This window comes from Mycobacterium sp. Panama NTM2 (assembly GCF_054355555.1).
Map to the genome: position 1 here is coordinate 74,404 of NZ_JBTHXC010000005.1, position 17,405 is coordinate 91,808.

The following is a 17,405-nucleotide window of genomic DNA, read 5'->3' on the forward strand; positions in this document are numbered from 1 at the left end:
TGATGTTCGAGCGGCTCGTTGACCACCTTGCGTGCCACGGCGACGCCGTCGCGGTGCTCACCGCCGAGAAGGCCGTTACCTACGCCGAACTCGCGACGCAGGTCGCGACCCGCGCCGAGGAACTGGGTACTTGCCGCAAGCTCGTCCTGCTCGAGACCCGCAACGACCTGCCCACGCTGGTGACCTACCTCGGTGCGCTCGCCGGCCACCACGTGGTGCTGCCCGTGCCCGCGGGCGGCGACCGCCGGTCGGTCGTCGACACCTACCACCCCGACGTCATCGTCACCGACGGCGTCATCACCGAGGGCACACGCCACCGTCCCGCCCCCGAACTCCACCCGGACCTGGCCCTGCTGCTCTCGACGTCCGGCAGTACCGGCTCCCCCAAGCTGGTGCGATTGTCCCGGTTCAATCTCGCCGCCAACGCCGAGTCGATCGCCACCTATCTCGCCATCACCCGAACCGACAGGGCCGCAACGACTCTGCCGATGTCGTACTGCTACGGCCTGTCGGTGACCCACAGTCACCTGCTACGCGGAGCCGCGCTCGTGCTCACCGAACTGTCCGTGGTCGACGACGACTTCTGGAACGTGTTCCGGAAGCGCGGCGCAACGTCGTTCGCCGGCGTACCGCACACCTTCGAACTGCTCGACCGGATCGGCTTCGAGGCGATGTCGCTGCCGAACCTGCGCTACGTCACCCAGGCCGGCGGACGGCTCGACCCGGACCGCGTGCGCCGGCTCGCAAACCTCGGCTACCGCGCGGGGTGGCGGTTCTTCGTCATGTACGGCGCCACCGAGGCCACCGCACGCATGGCCTACCTGCCGCCAGAACTCGCCCACGACCACCCCGAGTCGATCGGCATCCCGATCCCCGGCGGGTCGTTCCGCATCGAACCGGTCGACGGAATGCCCGACGGAACCGGCGAACTCGTCTACCGCGGACCCAACGTCATGATGGGGTACGCACACACCGCCGCCGATCTCGCCGCCGACGCCGGAGTCGAGGAACTGCGCACAGGCGACATCTCCCGGCAGCGCCCCGACGGCCTCTACGAGGTGGTCGGGCGCAGCGACCGGTTCGTCAAGCTCTACGGACTGCGCATCGACCTGCAACGCGTCGAGTCGGCCCTGCACGCCGACGGCGTCACCGCGATCTGCACCGACGGCGACGGCCTGCTGCTCGTCGGCGCCGCCGACCGTCCCGAGGACACCGACGTCGCTGCCGCGGCGGCCGACGCGTCGGGTCTCCCCGGTGCGGCGATCCGGGTGGTCGACGTCTACGAGATCCCCCGCCTGCCCACCGGCAAGCCGGACTATCGCAGCCTACGCGAGCGGGCCGCCGACCGGACGACCGACGATGCCCGCCTGGACCTGCGCGGTCTGTTCGCCGACGTGCTGCAGATCGACACGGCCGACGTCGATCCCCGCAGCAGCTTCGTCGACCTCGGCGGCAACTCGCTGTCTTACGTCGCCATGTCGGTGCGGCTCGAACGCGCGCTCGGGCACCTGCCCGCGGATTGGCAGCGGCTGCCGCTGAGCGAGCTGGAGTCCGCCCGCAAAACCCGCCGGTGGTGGGGAACAACGCTCGAGACCAGCGTGGCGCTGCGTGCGGCAGCAATCGTCCTGGTCGCCGGATCGCACGCGGAGCTGTGGGTGCTGTGGGGCGGCGCGCACATCCTGCTGGGCGTCGCCGGATACAACTTCGGCCGCTTCTGCCTCACCCCCCTGCCGCGCGCCACCCGGGTGCGCCACCTGGTCAGCACCATCGGCTGGATCGCCGTGCCCGCTTTTCTGTGGGTGGCATTCGCGCTACTCGTCACCGACGACTACGCGGCCTCGAATCTACTGCTGGCCAACAAGTTCCTCGGTCCAGGAGACAGCATGACCGCCGGGCGGCTGTGGTTCGTCGAAGTCCTGGTGTGGGTCCTGGTGGGGTTGGCGCTGCTGTGCGCGACGCGGTGGGGCGACCGCGCCGAACGCCGGTGGCCGTTCGGCGTTGCGGCGGCATTCCTGGCCCTGGGCATGGCCCTGCGATGGGACGTCTTCGGCATCGGGCTCGGCAGGGCCGCCTGGTTCACCATCCTGGCGTTCTGGTTCTTCGCCATCGGCTGGGCCGCCTCGAAGTCGTCGACGGTGTGGCAGCGGATCGCCGTGACCGCGGTCCTCGCCGTCGGAATCGTCGGGTACTTCGGCCAACCCAACCGCGAGGCCTTGGTGTTCATCGGGCTGGCGCTGCTGATCTGGCTGCCCGCCATCCGGTGCCCATCCGCTTTGACGGTCACCGCAGGCGTGATCGCCGAGGCGTCACTGTTCATCTATCTCACGCACTACCAGGTGTATCCGCTGTTCGGCGAACAGAAGCTCGTCGGCGTGCTGGCCGCGATCGTCGTCGGCATCCTGCTGACCCAGCTGGTCACGCTAACTCGCAAAAAGGCTCACCGATACACGCCGACCGCCATCACTCGAGGTCAGGCTGCCGCTCGGCGGTGAGACCCCGCTGCGCCACCGGGGCCCGCGATCACCTTCATAAACCTCGGATCTCTGCGCGCACCGACGCACCGAACGATCCGAGACGATACGCGCCGCAGGGCAGCTCTCCAGCGAGGTGTCCGCGCTCGATGGTCAGCCGATCTAGCAGAGGCCGTATGTCTTCGGCTAGTAGCGCCACGCGGAAGACCGCCGCGACCTTGTGCTGGCGGTCGAGGACCATCGTTGGTGGGCACCACGCTGGTCGGATAGTACGTCCCAGGGTGATAGGCGGATCGGTTGGAGATAGCTTCGACACTTAGCGGCGATCGGTGAAGGCTAATGGGTCCCTGTCAGGTCCTCGAGGGCTACATCCCGCCGGGACGGTGGGGGCAGGCGCGCTGCATGTTGGCGCACATCGGACACTTCTCCATTGGCATCATCATCATGGAGCCCGTGCAACACCAAAACAGCTGCGTAGGAGTGCCGTTGTCGTAAACCACCGCCATGGGCTGTGGGCCGACTGCATCAAAGTAGATCGCCCCGCTGGAGGCTTGGCCCTCGCCGAGGGTGGTAGCCGGAAGGCCCTGTGGGCTGGCGATCTGCCACAAGACGGGATAACGCTGCCCGGCTGCGGTAACCGTGTACAGATTCGGAATGATCGGAGTCACCGTGCCGGTGACGGCTCGAACGGTGGCCGAAGCTTCCCAGACTTGACCGCGGGCAGTGTATCCGGGCAAGGCGACCGAAGACTCTCGCAGATCCGAGATGACCCACTCCTGGACGACTGCGCCCCCCGCATCGGTGAGCTGTTGAGGCGAGCCGAACTGATGTCCGCACGGCATCGCCGCCACAGCGGGCGGCGCGAGAGTAGCTCCGGCACCGAGAAGAGTCACGCAGGCGAGTACCGCCATGATGACGCGAAAACGCATATTGGGTGGTCCTTCCGCGCGATGTGAGTAGGCGGTCGCGGGCGCGTACGCAGCATAGCGAACATCTACGGAGCTAGATAGTAGTCGGTCGCCCCTGCGCGGTAAGCAACTGCACGCGGAAGCATCGATCAAGGAAGCTCGGAACAGGTGTCGCACGGTCAGTACGGATAATTGAGGGCCGATCAGCAGTGGTCGAGACTTAGCAAGCGGGTTCTCAGGAAGTGACATGCGCGCACGACCACACCTATCGGTGACAGATGAATCTCGTTCGGGTTGAGATGTGGTGTCAGGCAACCGCTTCGGGGAAAGCACTGTCATCCTGATTCCGTGGCGCCTAGGACAGCGAGGAAGACCGACAGCAGACTGGCTGCTCGGCTTGCCGCGCTGGCCTCGTTGGGCGCTTCTCTTATCCATTTCGCCGTTGTGCCTGCTCACTGGCAGGAGTGGATGCCGGCGGGCTTGTTCTTCGTTGCGGTCGCGCTCTTCCAATTGATATGGGCGCGGGCTGTGCTGGCCCGAACGACGATCCCCGTGCTTGCCGCCGGCATCACTCTCAACCTCGGAGCCATTGCTCTTTGGGCCCTGTCCAGGACCGCCGGGGCACCATTCGGCCCTAATGCGGGGGAAGCCGAAGTGGTGCAGGCCGCGGACCTTTGTGCGCTGCTGCTTCAGGTTTATGTTGTGATGGGCGCTGCCTGGGTGTGGTACCGCGGCCTGCAAGGAGAGCCGGTACCGGTGTTCGGCAGCGCGATGGTCCTCATGGGCGCAGTCGGTGTCGTGGCGCTGGCGTCCACAGTGGGAGTTGCTTCAGGTTTGCGGCACGGTGATCACGCTCCAGCAGGCGCAGCCGGTGGTCACCATGGGACGGCCGCCGAGGCTGCAGATGGTGACCACCACGGCACTGGCGCCGAGCCGGAGGAGGGTAGTGATCGTGGGACGAGTGCCGAGCATGCCGATGGCCACGATGGCGGTCGTCCAGAGTCGGTCATCTCGCCGCCGGTGAGCGTGCCTGGCGGCGAGCCGCCGACGGCGGCGCCGGCAGGAGCCCCGGCCCCATCCGCTGCGCCATTGAACGACGCCCATGGCGATCACGATCACGGCGACTGAAAATCTGATCTCTCGCTGGAGTCGGTTCCTAGACGATTGGTAGGTGCCCAGTCGGTAGGTATCGTGATCGACCGGCACCCAGAGGTCAGCTCGCCGGAAGGCCGCAACCCGTCACCATCAACGCATGCCGTTCAGCCCATTCGTGAGCCCATAGTGCCTGCGACCTGCCCCGCAGCGCGCATTGCGCGGATCGAGCCCGCCGCTAACCGGTCCTAACGGTTGAGAACCGCGCGTGTGCTGGCCTCAGGGCTCAGGTCGAGGCGGCGCAACAGTTGCGCGTTGAGCGCCACGACGATCGTCGACAGTGACATGAGGATGGCGCCGACTGACATCGGTAAGACGAATCCGATCGGTGCGAGCACACCGGCAGCCAGCGGCACTGCGATGAGGTTGTATCCGGCGCCCCACCAGAGGTTCTGCTTCATTTTTCGGTAGCTGGCTCGCGACAGTTCGATGACCGACAGCACCAAGCGCGGGTCGGAGCTTGCCAGGATCACACCGGCAGAGGCGATGGCGACGTCGGTGCCGGCGCCGATCGCGATGCCGACGTCGGCCTGTGCCAACGCGGGGGCATCGTTGACGCCATCGCCGACCATCGCGACCTTCTTGCCCTCCTGTTGCAGCGCAGCAACTTTCGACGCCTTGTCTTCCGGGCGTACTCCGGCGAACACCCGATCTATGCCGAGTTCGTGACCTACCGCCTGCGCGACCGCTTCGGCGTCACCGGTGATCATGACCACCTCGACGCCGAGCTTGTGCAAGGCATCGACGGCGTCGCGCGACTCGGGGCGGATCTCGTCGGCCAGGCGGAGGCCGCCGACCACAGCACCGTCTCGGATGACGTGCAGGATGATCGCGCCCTCGTCGCGCCACGAGGTCGCCGCGTGAACCTCTTGCGCGCCGATCTCTTCGAGCAGGCGGGGGCCGCCCACGCGGATCTCGTGCCCGTCGACCGTGGCAGTCACGCCGACGGCGGGAGACGACGAGAAGCCTTTCGCGCGTGGCACAGTCAGTCCCCGCTCGTCGGCGGCTTTCACGATCGCTCGTGCCAGGGGGTGTTCACTGTCGGCTTCGGCGGCGGCCGCGAGGGCGAGCACGGAGTCGTCGTCGAGGTCGCCGCGGACCTCGATCGCGGTCACGGTTGGTTCGCCCTTTGTCAGGGTGCCGGTTTTGTCGAAGAGAACGGCGTCGACGGTGCGCATGCCTTCTAGGGCCAGGCGATCCTTGATCAGCACGCCTCCCCGCGCAGCGCGTTCGGTGGCGATCGAGACGACAAGTGGTATCGCTAATCCCAACGCATGGGGGCAGGCGATGACGAGCACGGTAATGGCTCTTATGACCGAGGCGTCGGGGTCTCCGACAATCGACCACGCCACGGCTGTGATGGCAGCAGTCCCCAGGGCAAACCAGAACAGCCACCCGGCCGCCCGGTCGGCGAGGCGCTGGGCTCGCGAGGACGAGTTCTGCGCTTCGGTAACCAGGCGCTGGATTCCCGCCAGGGCGGTGTCGTCACCGGTGGCGGTGATTTCGACCCGAAGCCCGGAATCGGTGGCGACAGTTCCAGCCGTCACCGCATCTCCGACGCCGCGGGCCACCGGCCGCGATTCACCGGTCACCATCGACTCGTCCATGTCCGCTCGCCCCTCGACGATTCTGCCGTCGGCGGGGATGCTGCCGCCGGGTCGGACGACTACCAGATCACCGACTTTTAGGTCGGCGGGCGACACGGTGATGATTCGTTCGCCGTCGACCTTTTCGGCCTCGTCGGGAAGCAGGGCCGCCAGGGAGTCCAGTGCGGAGGTGGTCTGAGCCAAGGAGCGCATTTCGACCCAGTGTCCGAGCAGCATGATGACGATCAGCAGCGCCAGTTCCCACCAGAACTCCAGTTCGTGGTGGAGCAGGCCCAGGCTCGCGCCCCAGGAGGCGAAGAATGCGACGGTGATGGCCAGCCCGATGAGCAGCATCATTCCCGGTTTTCGGGAACGGATTTCGCTGACGGCGCCGGTAAGGAAGGGACGTCCCCCGACGACATACATGACCGTGCCCAACAGTGGCGCGATCCAGCGGCCACCGGGGACGTCGGGTACTTCGTAGCCGAGCAGCATCGCGAACATGGTCGAGAACGCGATGACCGGGACGGCAATGATCAGGTTGATCCAGAAGAGCTTCCGGAACTGAGCCACATGATCGGCGCCGTGCCCGGCATGACCCCCATGGCCGGCATGGTCGTCGTGGTGGGGGCCGGAGTCGTGAACGGCGTGCTCGCCATGGCCCTCATGGTCGGCGTGAACGCCGGTGTGGGATGTCGCTAATGCGTGCTCGTCGTGGCTGGTCATGTTGTGCTCTCCTTGAGGAGTCTCACGTGTTCGTTCGCGCGGGTGCGTAGGAGCGAGGCGGCGTCAGTGCACCGCCGTTGCGGGTCATGACCGCACGAGGCGGGCGATGGCATCGGAGGCTTCGGTGAGTTTGGCATCGGCAGCGGGTCCCCCGGCGGCAGCAGCGTCTCGAACGCAGTGTCGGAGATGGTCGTCGAGCAGTGCCAGCGCGACGCTTTGCAGGGCCTTGGTCAGGGCGTCAGCTTGGGTGAGGATGTCGATGCAATAGCGTTCCCCCTCGATCATCCGACTGATGCCGCGGGCTTGGCCCTCAATACGTTTCAAGCGTTTGAGGTACTTGTCCTTATCGGTGATGTAGCCGTGGTGGACTGAACCCGATGCCGGGCAGTGGTCAGCGTCGTCGACGTGAGTCATGGCAACTCCTTCGGTCTGTGGGTTGGGAGGCCGGGGTTCGGCAGGTCAGTCACGCCGCGCTGGCGTACTTGTCGGGGTCTCGGTCGAAGCGCGGTCCACATCCTTTGCAGCAGAACCAATACCGTCGGCCTCGGTAGTCGCGGAATAGGCCCGCGGCTTCGGCGGCCGCCTTGTTCACCGGCGTGCCGGGCATGACCGGGCATGTTGTCTCGTCCGTTACGGGGTCGAGGAGGTTCGTGGTCCCCGGATTGATGACCGTCGTGTCGAGGTCTTGTGTTGAGCCGCTGCAGCAGCAGCTCGACGTCAGGTTCTTGTTGTCGGACATGAGTTCTCCTTGATGCAGAAGGGGTTCAGTGGGTAGGGGCAGAGGATGTGGATGTGGATTTGAAGCCGCGCAGTCGCAGGCTGTTGCCCATGACGAAGACGCTGGAGAACGCCATGGCCGCGCCGGCGAGCATGGGGTTGAGCATGCCCAGTGCAGCAACCGGTATGGCGGCAACGTTGTAGGCGAACGCCCAGAACAGGTTCGTCTTGATCGTCGATAGTGTCCTGCGGGACAGCCGGATCGCGTCGACGGCGCTGCGCAGGTCGCCGCGTACCAGGGTGATGTCGGAGGCTTCGATCGCGACATCTGTTCCGGTACCCATAGCCAGGCCGAGGTCGGCTTGGGCGAGGGCAGGCGCATCGTTGACGCCATCGCCGACCATCGCCACGGTCTTGCCCTCGGATTGCAGCCGGAGAATAACGTCGACTTTGTCTTTCGGCATCACCTCGGCGATCACAGTGTCGATGCCGACCTCGGCGGCGATCTGGCGGGCGACGGCTTCGTTGTCCCCAGTGAGCAGCACCGGCGTCAAGCCCATCTGGCGCATCTGTGAGATTGCCTGCGCACTGGTGGGTTCAACGGTATCCGCGACGACGAGTACGCCGCGAGCCTCACCGTCCCAGCCGACGGCGACCACCGTCTTGCCCCGCGCTTCGGCCGCTTCTTTCGCCTGCGCCAACTCTGGGCTGAGGTGTTGGGACCAGTCGGCGAGCAGTGATTCGCGCCCCACGACCACGGCGTGGCCGTCCACGATGCCCTGCACACCCTTGCCTTCGACATTGGCGAAATCCTCAGGGGTGGGCAGCGTCCCGAGTTCTTCGGTCGCAGCGACGGCGATTGCTTGGGCGATCGGGTGCTCTGAGGCGTTCTCCAACGCCCCTGCCAGCCGGAGCAGGTTCCCGCGGTCGGTTCCCGGGGCGGTGATGACGTCGACCAGGGTCATCTTGCCGGTGGTGACGGTGCCGGTCTTGTCCAGCACCACGGTGTCGACCTTGCGGGTGGACTCCAGCACCTCCGGGCCCTTGATCAGAACGCCCATTTGCGCGCCGCGACCGGTGCCCACCAGCAGTGCCGTCGGTGTGGCCAAGCCGAGCGCGCAGGGGCAGGCGATTACCAGCACGGCAACGGCGGCGGTGAAGGCGGCCGCGACCGGGAAGCCCGCGCCCAACCACGCTCCGAGTGTGATCACCGCGATCGCGAGGACGATCGGCACGAAGACACCGGAGATGCGATCGGCTAGCCGCTGGACCTGGGCTTTGCCGGTCTGGGCGTTCTCCACCAGCTGGGCCATCTGCGCCAACTGGGTGTCGGAACCGATGCGGGTGGCGCGTACCACCAGTCGCCCACCGGCGTTGACGGTTGCACCGACCACGGTGTCACCTGGGCCGACCTCCACGGGGACCGATTCGCCGGTCAGCATCGAGACATCGACCGCCGATGTCCCCGATACCACCACCCCGTCGGTGGCGATCTTCTCTCCCGGTCGCACGACGAACTCGTCGCCCACTATCAGGTCCTCGACGGCGATCTTCGTTTCCGCGCCGTCGCGCAGCACGGATACCTCCTTGGCGCCCATCTCTAGGAGGGCGCGCAGCGCCGCACCGGCCTGCCGTTTGGACCGCTTCTCGAAATAGCGCCCCGCAAGGATGAATGTTGTGACGCCAGCGGCGACTTCGAGGTAGATGTTGGCGGCGCCGTGAGACGGTGCGAGTGTCAGTTCGAACGGATGCTTCATTCCCGGGGTGCCGGCGGTCCCGAAGAACAGCGCGTACAGCGACCACAGGAAGGCCGACAAGGTGCCCAGGGAGATGAGCGTGTCCATCGTCGCCGTAGCGTGCCGCAGGTTGGCCCAGGCAGCGCGGTGAAACGGCCAGGCCGCCCAGACGATCACCGGCGCAGCCAACACCAGCGACGCCCACTGCCAGTAGGTGAATTGCAGCGTGGGGATCATCGCCATCGCGATGACCGGCACCGATAGCAGCACCGAACCGGTCAGCCGGTGGCGCAGGGACACCATGTCGGGGTCGTCGGTCTCGCCTGTCTCTCCGGGCGGGGCGGGCTTCTCCGGTGTGGGTAGCGCGGCGCTGTAGCCGGCATTTTCCACCTCGGCGAGCAGCTGCGCGGGATCGTATCCGTCGGGCACCGTGACGGTGGCCTTCTCGGTCGCGTAGTTGACTGTTGCCGCGACGCCATCGATCTTGTTGAGCGTGCGTTCGATGCGGTTGGCGCAGGAGGCGCAGGTCATTCCTCCGATGCGGAGCTCAATGCTCGGGCCGGACACGGGCGTCGACGTCGTCATGTGTGCCAGTGCCTTTCAGTTTTCTAGGTGGACGGAGGTCGTCAGTGCCCGCCGGCATGGCCGGCGTCGCGCGACGGTTCTGGCGCGGGCTGATTGGTGGCGCCGCGTGCGGCGTCGACGACGAACGTGGCGGTGTGCACGGTGTCGTCGACCTTGAAGTCGAGGTAGAGCAGGTAGCGACCGGCGGTGGGTGCGGTCGCTGCGAACGTCACCGCAGGCCCGCCAGTGCGGTCCCCCACCGGTTCAGCGCCCTCAGGGTGCACGTGCAGATACGCCATGTCACCTTCACGCAGCGCGACGAGGTGCCCGTATGCCCCCAGGTAGGGCTGCAATGTCGTCACCGGCTCGCCGTCACGGATGATTCTCGCTGTGAGCTGCTTCGAGACGCCGGCGGTGAGCGCACCGTCGAGTTCCACGGTGTAACCGGCAATTTCATCCACGGTGCGTGTGGTCATCGGGGGCGACGGGGCCAACTCGCCGGCCAGGTCGACCGTGCGGGTAAGCGTGAGTTTGGTGCTGCTGGCCTGGGCGGGCTGAAAGTCCGCGAACACCCGGTAGGCCCCGGCGGCCTTCCACATCCAGGGCGTCGACCATATGCCGGTTGCCCGATCCAGGACCGGGTGGACGTGCGCGAAATGCTGACCATCAGAACGGACGACGATGAGATGCAGCTGCTTGTCGTGCACAGTCGCGTAGTCCAGCAGCGGCGTGCCGCTGGGACCAGCAATGGTGAAGCTCAACCTGCCACGATCGTTGGGTGCTCCGGGTCCCCGTACCGCGCTGAGCGTGTATCCGTCTTGGGCGAGTGACAACCCCGGCGGATCAGCGGACAGAGGTGATACCGGCAACGCCTGCTCGGTCGGCGCGCTGTGATCAGCCGCGGGCTCAGCGCCAACGTGCTGAGTGGCCGTCACCGCGGTGTCGGGGACGACCGCCGCGGCGGTGACGTACGCAGCCGTGAACGCCACCGCCAGTCCGGCACCGAAAGCGGCCAACCGTCCTGCAGCGTTCATACGACCCGCACCGCCGAATAGCCGGCCTCGTCGACCGCACGCAAGATCTGGGCGTCATCGACGGGACCGCTGGAGGTCACGATCAGAGTGCCCGCCGTGGCGCTGACCTCGACGTCTTGAACACCGGCGACCCCGCTGACTTCTTCCCGCACTGACAGCTCGCAGTGCCCGCAGGTCATTCCTGTGACGGCGTACGTGACCGTGTTCATGACCGAACTCCCATCTTCGCTCTCGGTAGTACCCCTACCGGGTATGCGTACATCAAGGTATACCCCCAGAGGGTATGTTGCAAGGGTGGGTTTTTCGGGCTCTTGCTGATGCCGCGTCGACGCAGGCCGAGGCATTCCCGACGAAGGGAGAGACGAATGGTGATGCGAACGTTGCACGTCGGGGATGACGGCTGGCCGCTCATGGGCGAGGTCATCGGCCGCGGCGAGCTGATCATCATGCTGCACGGCGGTGGGCCCGATCACTACAGCATGCGGCCGCTTGCCACCCGCCTTGCTGGCCGGTATCGCGTTGCGCTGCCCGATATTCGAGGATATGGAGCGCATCGCGATGCCCCGATCCGACGTTGCACCTCTGGGATCAGTACGTCACCGACACTGTCGCGATCATGCACGCGCTCGACGCCACGTCCACCCACCTTGTCGGCGCCGGCCTCGGCGGCACGATCGCTCCTTACGGACATGCCTCCAACACCCCCGGATCGCCCGGTCCGCGGTCATCATCAGTGCTGAAGCCATCGAGGACGACGACGACAAGGCCGCAGACGCAAAGCTGATGGACCGCTTCGCCGACCGCGCCCGCGCCCGCGGTCTACAGGCCGCCTGGGAGCTGTGTGTTCCTCACCTGCAGCCGCTTATTGCCAACCTCGTCACCAAGGCCATTCCGCGCGCTGACGCCCAAAGCGCCGCTGCCGCAGCGGCAATCGGTCACGATCGGGCCTTCGCCACAGCCGAGGAACTCCGGCGCATCAACACCCCGACGCTCATCATCGCCGGCGATGACCCACGTCACCCCGCGCAACTCGCGTGCACCCTCGTCGACGTCCGTCCGCAGGGAGTACTCGCCGAGGCCACAATGTCCGACCTGCTCGTCAACGCTGACGACATCGCGCACGCCTTCGGCCCGACAATCGAACAGTTCCTCGCCACCACGTCGGACCCCGGATACTTAAGGCGATCGACAACAGCGCCGCAGCTCCAGCCGTCAGCTGTAGCAGGCTTTCCCACTATCGGCCTTGATGGGGCGGCGCCCGCCGGCGATTTTGGCTCAACGTGCACAGGGCGATGCACGTGGCGATCGACCGCGTGGTTGAACTCTCGATGAGCCACCGGAACTTCTCTTGTGCCGTCACAAGCGATGGGCCTTCCCAGTCGACGAGGTACCCGCCGCGGATACAACCGCAAAGTACCCCTCGGGGGTATCCCCGCACAATGTGCGACCCATCGGATGTCCTCGCAAACCCGAGACGCCAGCCCTTAGTGCCAGCTTTATCGAATCTTCATCGAAGGACTAAGAAAGCCAAACGACTCACGAGCACACTCAAAGGCATACCCGTGAACGGTGAACCGTCGCCCGCGACCGGCCCTCGCGGCGCACCAGGCGGTGCCCCGCCCGTTAGCCGATGACGACAACCCGATACGGAGAGCCCCATTCATGCCGCAGACAGGCTGCCCCCCAGCGTTTCGAGCGACGACGCACTGGCTGCGCACGACCGTCCTCGCGGCGGCGGTGCTGCTGATCGCGACCGCCTGCACCTCATCACCGACGGCGGCGCCCACTCCCGACGTCATCACCGACAAGGGCACGCCCTACGCAGACTTGCTCGTACCGAAACTGGAAGCGTCCGTCACTGATGGTGCCATCGGCGTCGCTGTCGATGCCCCCGTGACCGTTACCGCCGGCGACGGTATTCTCGGCCAAGTGTCGCTGACCAACGAGGCGGGCGAACTTGTCGACGGGCAACTGGGCCCCGACCGCGTTACATGGTCATCGGCGGAACCGCTGGGCTACAACAAGCAGTACACCCTGCAGGCGCAAGCACAAGGGCTTGGCGGAACGACAAGCACCAGCGCAACATTCGAAACCCATTCCCCCGAAAACCTGACGATGCCCTACGTCTTGCCCAATGACGGCGAAACAGTGGGCGTGGGTCAACCCATTGCGATTCGCTTTGACGAGAACATCACGAACCGGGTTGCGGCGCAGCAGGCGATCACCGTGACCACGAACCCACCGGTTGAGGGCGCCTTCTACTGGCTCAGCAATCGTGAAGTCCGCTGGCGCCCCGCCGAGTACTGGGAGCCCGGAACGAAGGTTGAGGTGTCAGTCAAGGCTTACGGAGTCGACTTCGGCGACGGGCTCTTCGGCCAGGATGACGTCACCACACGCTTCACAATCGGCGACCAAATCATCGCCACCGCCGATGACGCCACCAAGACGATGACCGTGCGGCGCAACGGCGAAGTCGTCAAAACCATGCCGATCTCCATGGGCAAAGCCAAAACGCCCACCGACAACGGCGCCTACATCGTCGGCGACCGCTACTCATTCCTGGTGATGGATTCGTCCACCTACGGAGTCCCCGTCAACTCACCCGACGGGTACCGCACCGAAGTCGAATGGGCCACCCAAATGTCCTACAGCGGCATCTACGTGCACTCAGCGCCGTGGTCGGTGGGTAGCCAAGGCATCGCCAACGTCAGCCACGGATGCCTCAACGTCAACCCGGCCAACGCCCGCTGGTTCTACGACAACACCCGACGCGGCGACATCGTGGAAGTCATCAACACAACCGGCCCCACACTGTCGGGAACCGACGGCCTCGGCGACTGGAACATCCCCTGGGAGCAATGGAAGGCCGGAAACGCCAACGTCTGAGCATCGGAAGTTCTTGACACCGAGCCGACATGGCTTCAATGCCCGGCGAATCTGAAAACCATTACTCCGCAGTGCATTTGAGGTCATTTCTGAGACGTCGTTGCCGTACGGGCGGTTGCCGGCGTGACTGGAGCCACCGACTCCCCGATAACCGATGGCGGCGCGTACCGCCGACGAGGCTTCGAATAACCGCTCGGGGCAGAATTGTTGCTGACGCCCGACGACGGCCTATAGAGCTCGTTGCCGAGAAGCTCGCACATTTGAGTCCGCGCACCATTCACGCGCGTCTTCCCGACCGTGAAACGGGTTTAAGTCCATACTTGCCGCATTCGAAGCGAACGGCCGCAGCGAATTTCACCACTGTAATTATGTGGCTGGTGTTACTGGTGGGGCTTTTGTGAGTTACGCTTTTCTACGTAGGAGCTACGTATTTTTGGTGCTGCGCCCTACGTATGCGATCAGCCCCGCTATTGGTGCGTGAAGTAACTCACCGCCGGGCGCACCGAGGAGAAGACATGGGATTACACGTCCGGAGCAAGGGTGCGGCAATTGCTAGCACTGACCGCTGCGACCCGGCAATCCTTGTTGCGGGACGCGTTCGACGGCTCCCCGGTGTGATCGCTATCGTCGTCTTGCTTTTCCTCGCGTGCGCACCGGTCGCGTCGGCCCAACCTGCCGCCGGGCCGTGGGACCCATTACTTCCGAAGATACCGAGCGCGGGCGCTCCCGGCGATCCGGTTGCCATCGCGAACGCATCGCTGCAGGCAACGGCCATGGCGACGCAGACGGCCATGAATATGGGTCGCAGCTTCCTCAGCAGCCTGGGAATCGTCAGCCCCGCCGCGGATCCGTCGACGAGCGTGCGCGGAAATCGGGTCAATGGTGCGCAAGCGATCGAGTACGTGATTCGCAGGGCGGGAACGCAAATCGGTGTTCCCTACTCGTGGGGTGGCGGAAGCCTCACCGGTCCAAGCCGCGGCGTCGACCAGGGAGCAGGCACCGTGGGCTTTGACTGTTCAGGCCTGACACGGTTCGCGTTCGCCGGCGTCGGTGTTCTGCTCCCGCGATGGTCCGGTGACCAGTACGACGCCGGCCGAAAGGTGCCGCCCTCCCAAGCGAAGCGGGGCGACTTGCTGTTCTGGGGGCCGGGCGGGAGTCAGCACGAAGCAATCTACCTGGGCGGCGGTCAAATGATTGAGGCACAGCAGACCGGCGTCCCGATCAAGGTCTCCCCAGTGCGAACAGGGGGCATGACACCCTACGTCGTCCGGATTATCGAGAGCTGACCGCGAGGCCCAATTAGCACGCCCGCAGAGCCATTCACCTCAGCGGGTGACCGAATCAACCGACGAGACAGTAGCCGATGCCGCGGACAGTGCGGACGTAGCGCGGGCAGGTGGGGTCGTCCCCGAGCTTGCGACGGAGATTGCCGACATGCACCCCCAGAGCAGCCCGACCGCCGGGATGCGAGGCTCCCCAGAGACTCTCCTGGAGTCGCCGGCACGTCACGGGTTCGCCCGGATTGTCCGATAGTGCCCGCAGGATCGCGAACTCTGTCCGAGTGAGCTGTACAACATTTCCTCGCTGGTACACCCGCCGAGCCGCCACATCGACCACGAGGTCGTCGATCTGCCGTCGCTGCGTATCGCCGGCCGCACCGCACACGCCGATGTGCCTGAGCGCGCGTCTAATTCGTGTACTCAGCATCTCCGAGTCGCCGATCGCCACCACTGCGACACGTGACACCAGCGGCGCCATCTCTGCATCAGTAAGCGCGACTACGCCACCGTGTGCCACCTGACGAACACGGTCAAGGACAGCAGCACCCTGGTCCGTTGGCCCTACGCAGACCACTACCACGTCGGGGTCAACGACACGCAAAGCGGTGAGTGCTGCGGTTTCCGAGCATGCGACCGTAACGGCGAAATCTCCGGCGTGCATACGGTGGGCCAGCATGTCGGCGTAGATGCGTCGCGGCTCAACGAGCAGAACGCGGATGCGGCCGGCGGCCGCCACCGGAGATGCGGCACTACCCAGTCCGAGGTGTGACTCGATGGTCGTGGCAGCCTCCTGTCGACGTCGCGCATCGCGGGTACTGGATTGCGTACGCGGGTTCTGACAACCAGCATATCGTGATCTACGTTGTTACTACGTAGATCACAGCCCGGGCGTCCCGCATGTCGTCGACTATCCGCTTTCAGCGCGTGTTCTCGCGACATCCGATGTCGGCTATTTGGGTTTCAGTCGACCGCGTCGATGTCTTCGCCGCCGCAATCGTGCCGGCTGTCGTCAGGTCCTCAGTGGTGGCAGAGCAGCTGGATGAGAGCTGGTGTCGCAAGCATGGCGATGATCGCGGCAGCTAAGCAGATACGGTGGCGCCATCGCACATGGCGGCGCGTGGGGGTGACCAATCGTTCCGCTCGAGCGACGACCGCCGTTCCCGCTGCGGCGAGGCCTTCGTGCACAGGAGGTTGATGTCCGGCCAGAGCAATCAGCCCGGCAAGCAGAGGGCGAGTGCCGACGCGCCGCGCGGCGGTATCGTCGGCGCACATCTCCAGCAGTTCTGCCACAGAATGGCGTGCCGTAGCGAAAAGTGGCAGGCGGGGCAAAGTGACGGCGAGGGCACGCAGCCCCATGAGGATGTGGTGGTGGCGCCCCGAGATGTGGGCATTTTCGTGTGCCAGAACCGCTTTCAGTTGCGACCGGTTCAACGTCTTGATGGCCGCGGAGGTGACGATAATGGTGTTCAGGCGGCCGCCCACACAATAGGCGGCGGGCCGGTCGGCGTCCACGACGACCACGTTGGGGTGACCGGTGGGCCGGCCAATGATCCGCGCGGCATGTGCGTGCTCGTGACTCCGCGCGCGTAGGCGGGACAGGCTACGGCTCATCCGGAGTCCTCCGAACCCCAACGTCAGGGTCCCCATACCGATGAGGGCAACAGATCCGATCCTGCCCGCCATCGGTGTGTGTTCGGAAAATCCGAACAGTTCAAGACACAGCGTCACCACCGCGCCGGTGCGAATACTGTCCGCCGTTGCGCCGATGACCATCGAGACCGCGACCAGCCAAGCCGCCAGGGTTGCGGCGACCGTGATTAGCCATGCGGCGACTCCCATGTGAGGGCTGATTCCCTGGCCGGTCATCCGCCGCAGAACCGGAGGAGCCAACCACGCAAGCGCACCCCCGTAGAGCAGCAGCCACAGCGCCGTAGTCATCATCGTCGCCCCCTACACGTAGCCGCCTTCAGTTGCGCCCACTGCTCCGCGCTCATCTGATCGACCACGAAGCCCAACACCGCACTGGTATCACCGGCGCAGTCGACAGCAGCCCGCATCAACCGCGCTGAACACCCCTCGTGGCCCATCGATGCCGGGTATATATAGCCTTTCCCACGGCGCTGAGTCCTCAGCCGACCCTCGCGGTACAGGTTGTCCATCGTCGGCATCACACTGGTGCAGGACTGGCGCTTCCGGGAGATCTCGTCGAAGCCGTCGCCCACTGTGATGGGCCCCGCGCAATCCCACACGCAATCCATGACTACTGCGTTGGGGTCGCCGAACCCTCGCTGCTCCATTCCGTGCCACTCCTGCTGTCCACGACGAGCTGGAGTGCTTTGCCCATC

The 17,405-nt window shown here is 65.5% G+C and carries 14 protein-coding genes and 1 pseudogene; 5 read left to right on the plus strand and 10 right to left on the minus strand.

The window, feature by feature from the left end; all coding sequences use genetic code 11:
* The first annotated feature begins 2 nt into the window (after positions 1-2).
* Entirely contained in the window at positions 3-2,492 is a 2,490-nt protein-coding gene (locus ACXYX3_RS28125) for an AMP-binding protein (RefSeq protein WP_241204946.1), read from the plus strand.
* A gap of 344 nt (positions 2,493-2,836) precedes the next feature.
* Here ACXYX3_RS28125 and ACXYX3_RS28130 read toward each other — a convergent pair whose 3' ends face one another.
* A complete protein-coding gene (locus ACXYX3_RS28130; RefSeq protein WP_046362088.1) occupies positions 2,837-3,400 on the minus strand; it encodes a DUF1942 domain-containing protein in 564 nt (187 codons plus the stop codon).
* Positions 3,401-3,673: 273 nt separating this feature from the next.
* Between ACXYX3_RS28130 and ACXYX3_RS28135 the strand changes: the two genes are divergently transcribed.
* Positions 3,674-4,507: a hypothetical protein gene (locus tag ACXYX3_RS28135; RefSeq protein ID WP_241204947.1), complete on the plus strand. Its 834-nt coding sequence runs from the start codon at positions 3,674-3,676 to the stop codon at positions 4,505-4,507.
* A gap of 212 nt (positions 4,508-4,719) precedes the next feature.
* On the opposite strand, the gene ACXYX3_RS28140 is transcribed toward ACXYX3_RS28135, so the two are convergent.
* The 6 genes from ACXYX3_RS28140 to ACXYX3_RS28165 form a co-directional block, all read right to left on the minus strand.
* Complete coding sequence (locus tag ACXYX3_RS28140) at positions 4,720-6,843, minus strand: heavy metal translocating P-type ATPase (RefSeq protein ID WP_241204948.1); 2,124 nt, start codon at positions 6,841-6,843, stop codon at positions 4,720-4,722.
* Between the two features lie 84 nt (positions 6,844-6,927).
* Positions 6,928-7,257 (minus strand): metal-sensitive transcriptional regulator, encoded by a 330-nt coding sequence (locus ACXYX3_RS28145; protein WP_046362086.1) that lies wholly within the window; start codon positions 7,255-7,257, stop codon positions 6,928-6,930.
* Between the two features lie 49 nt (positions 7,258-7,306).
* Positions 7,307-7,582 carry a YHS domain-containing protein gene (locus tag ACXYX3_RS28150; RefSeq protein WP_046362085.1) on the minus strand — a complete coding sequence of 92 codons (276 nt, stop codon included), beginning with the start codon at positions 7,580-7,582 and terminating at the stop codon, positions 7,307-7,309.
* A gap of 25 nt (positions 7,583-7,607) precedes the next feature.
* The gene (locus ACXYX3_RS28155; RefSeq protein ID WP_046362084.1) at positions 7,608-9,881 is read right to left on the minus strand and encodes a heavy metal translocating P-type ATPase; all 2,274 of its coding nucleotides are present in this window, start codon (positions 9,879-9,881) and stop codon (positions 7,608-7,610) included.
* Between the two features lie 41 nt (positions 9,882-9,922).
* Complete coding sequence (locus ACXYX3_RS28160) at positions 9,923-10,894, minus strand: hypothetical protein (protein ID WP_043416007.1); 972 nt, start codon at positions 10,892-10,894, stop codon at positions 9,923-9,925.
* The gene (locus tag ACXYX3_RS28165) at positions 10,891-11,103 is read right to left on the minus strand and encodes a heavy-metal-associated domain-containing protein (RefSeq protein WP_043416008.1); all 213 of its coding nucleotides are present in this window, start codon (positions 11,101-11,103) and stop codon (positions 10,891-10,893) included. The genes ACXYX3_RS28160 and ACXYX3_RS28165 overlap by 4 nt, the downstream gene beginning before the upstream one ends.
* A gap of 156 nt (positions 11,104-11,259) precedes the next feature.
* Between ACXYX3_RS28165 and ACXYX3_RS28170 the strand changes: the two are divergent.
* The 3 genes and pseudogenes from ACXYX3_RS28170 to ripB form a co-directional block, all read left to right on the plus strand.
* Positions 11,260-12,064, plus strand: a pseudogene (locus ACXYX3_RS28170) (alpha/beta fold hydrolase); the annotation flags it as partial.
* A 492-nt stretch (positions 12,065-12,556) separates the two neighbouring features.
* Positions 12,557-13,780 carry a L,D-transpeptidase gene (locus ACXYX3_RS28175; protein WP_241204950.1) on the plus strand — a complete coding sequence of 408 codons (1,224 nt, stop codon included), beginning with the start codon at positions 12,557-12,559 and terminating at the stop codon, positions 13,778-13,780.
* A gap of 515 nt (positions 13,781-14,295) precedes the next feature.
* Positions 14,296-15,066 (plus strand): NlpC/P60 family peptidoglycan endopeptidase RipB, encoded by a 771-nt coding sequence (gene ripB / locus ACXYX3_RS28180; RefSeq protein ID WP_011893723.1) that lies wholly within the window; start codon positions 14,296-14,298, stop codon positions 15,064-15,066.
* A gap of 55 nt (positions 15,067-15,121) precedes the next feature.
* On the opposite strand, the gene ACXYX3_RS28185 is transcribed toward ripB, so the two are convergent.
* The 3 genes from ACXYX3_RS28185 to ACXYX3_RS28195 form a co-directional block, all read right to left on the minus strand.
* Entirely contained in the window at positions 15,122-15,796 is a 675-nt protein-coding gene (locus ACXYX3_RS28185) for a winged helix-turn-helix transcriptional regulator (protein ID WP_043416012.1), read from the minus strand.
* 281 nt (positions 15,797-16,077) lie between these two features.
* Complete coding sequence (locus tag ACXYX3_RS28190; protein ID WP_041800692.1) at positions 16,078-16,998, minus strand: M56 family metallopeptidase; 921 nt, start codon at positions 16,996-16,998, stop codon at positions 16,078-16,080.
* A complete protein-coding gene (locus ACXYX3_RS28195; protein ID WP_043416015.1) occupies positions 16,998-17,357 on the minus strand; it encodes a BlaI/MecI/CopY family transcriptional regulator in 360 nt (119 codons plus the stop codon). The genes ACXYX3_RS28190 and ACXYX3_RS28195 overlap by 1 nt, the downstream gene beginning before the upstream one ends.
* Positions 17,358-17,405: the final 48 nt, after the last annotated feature.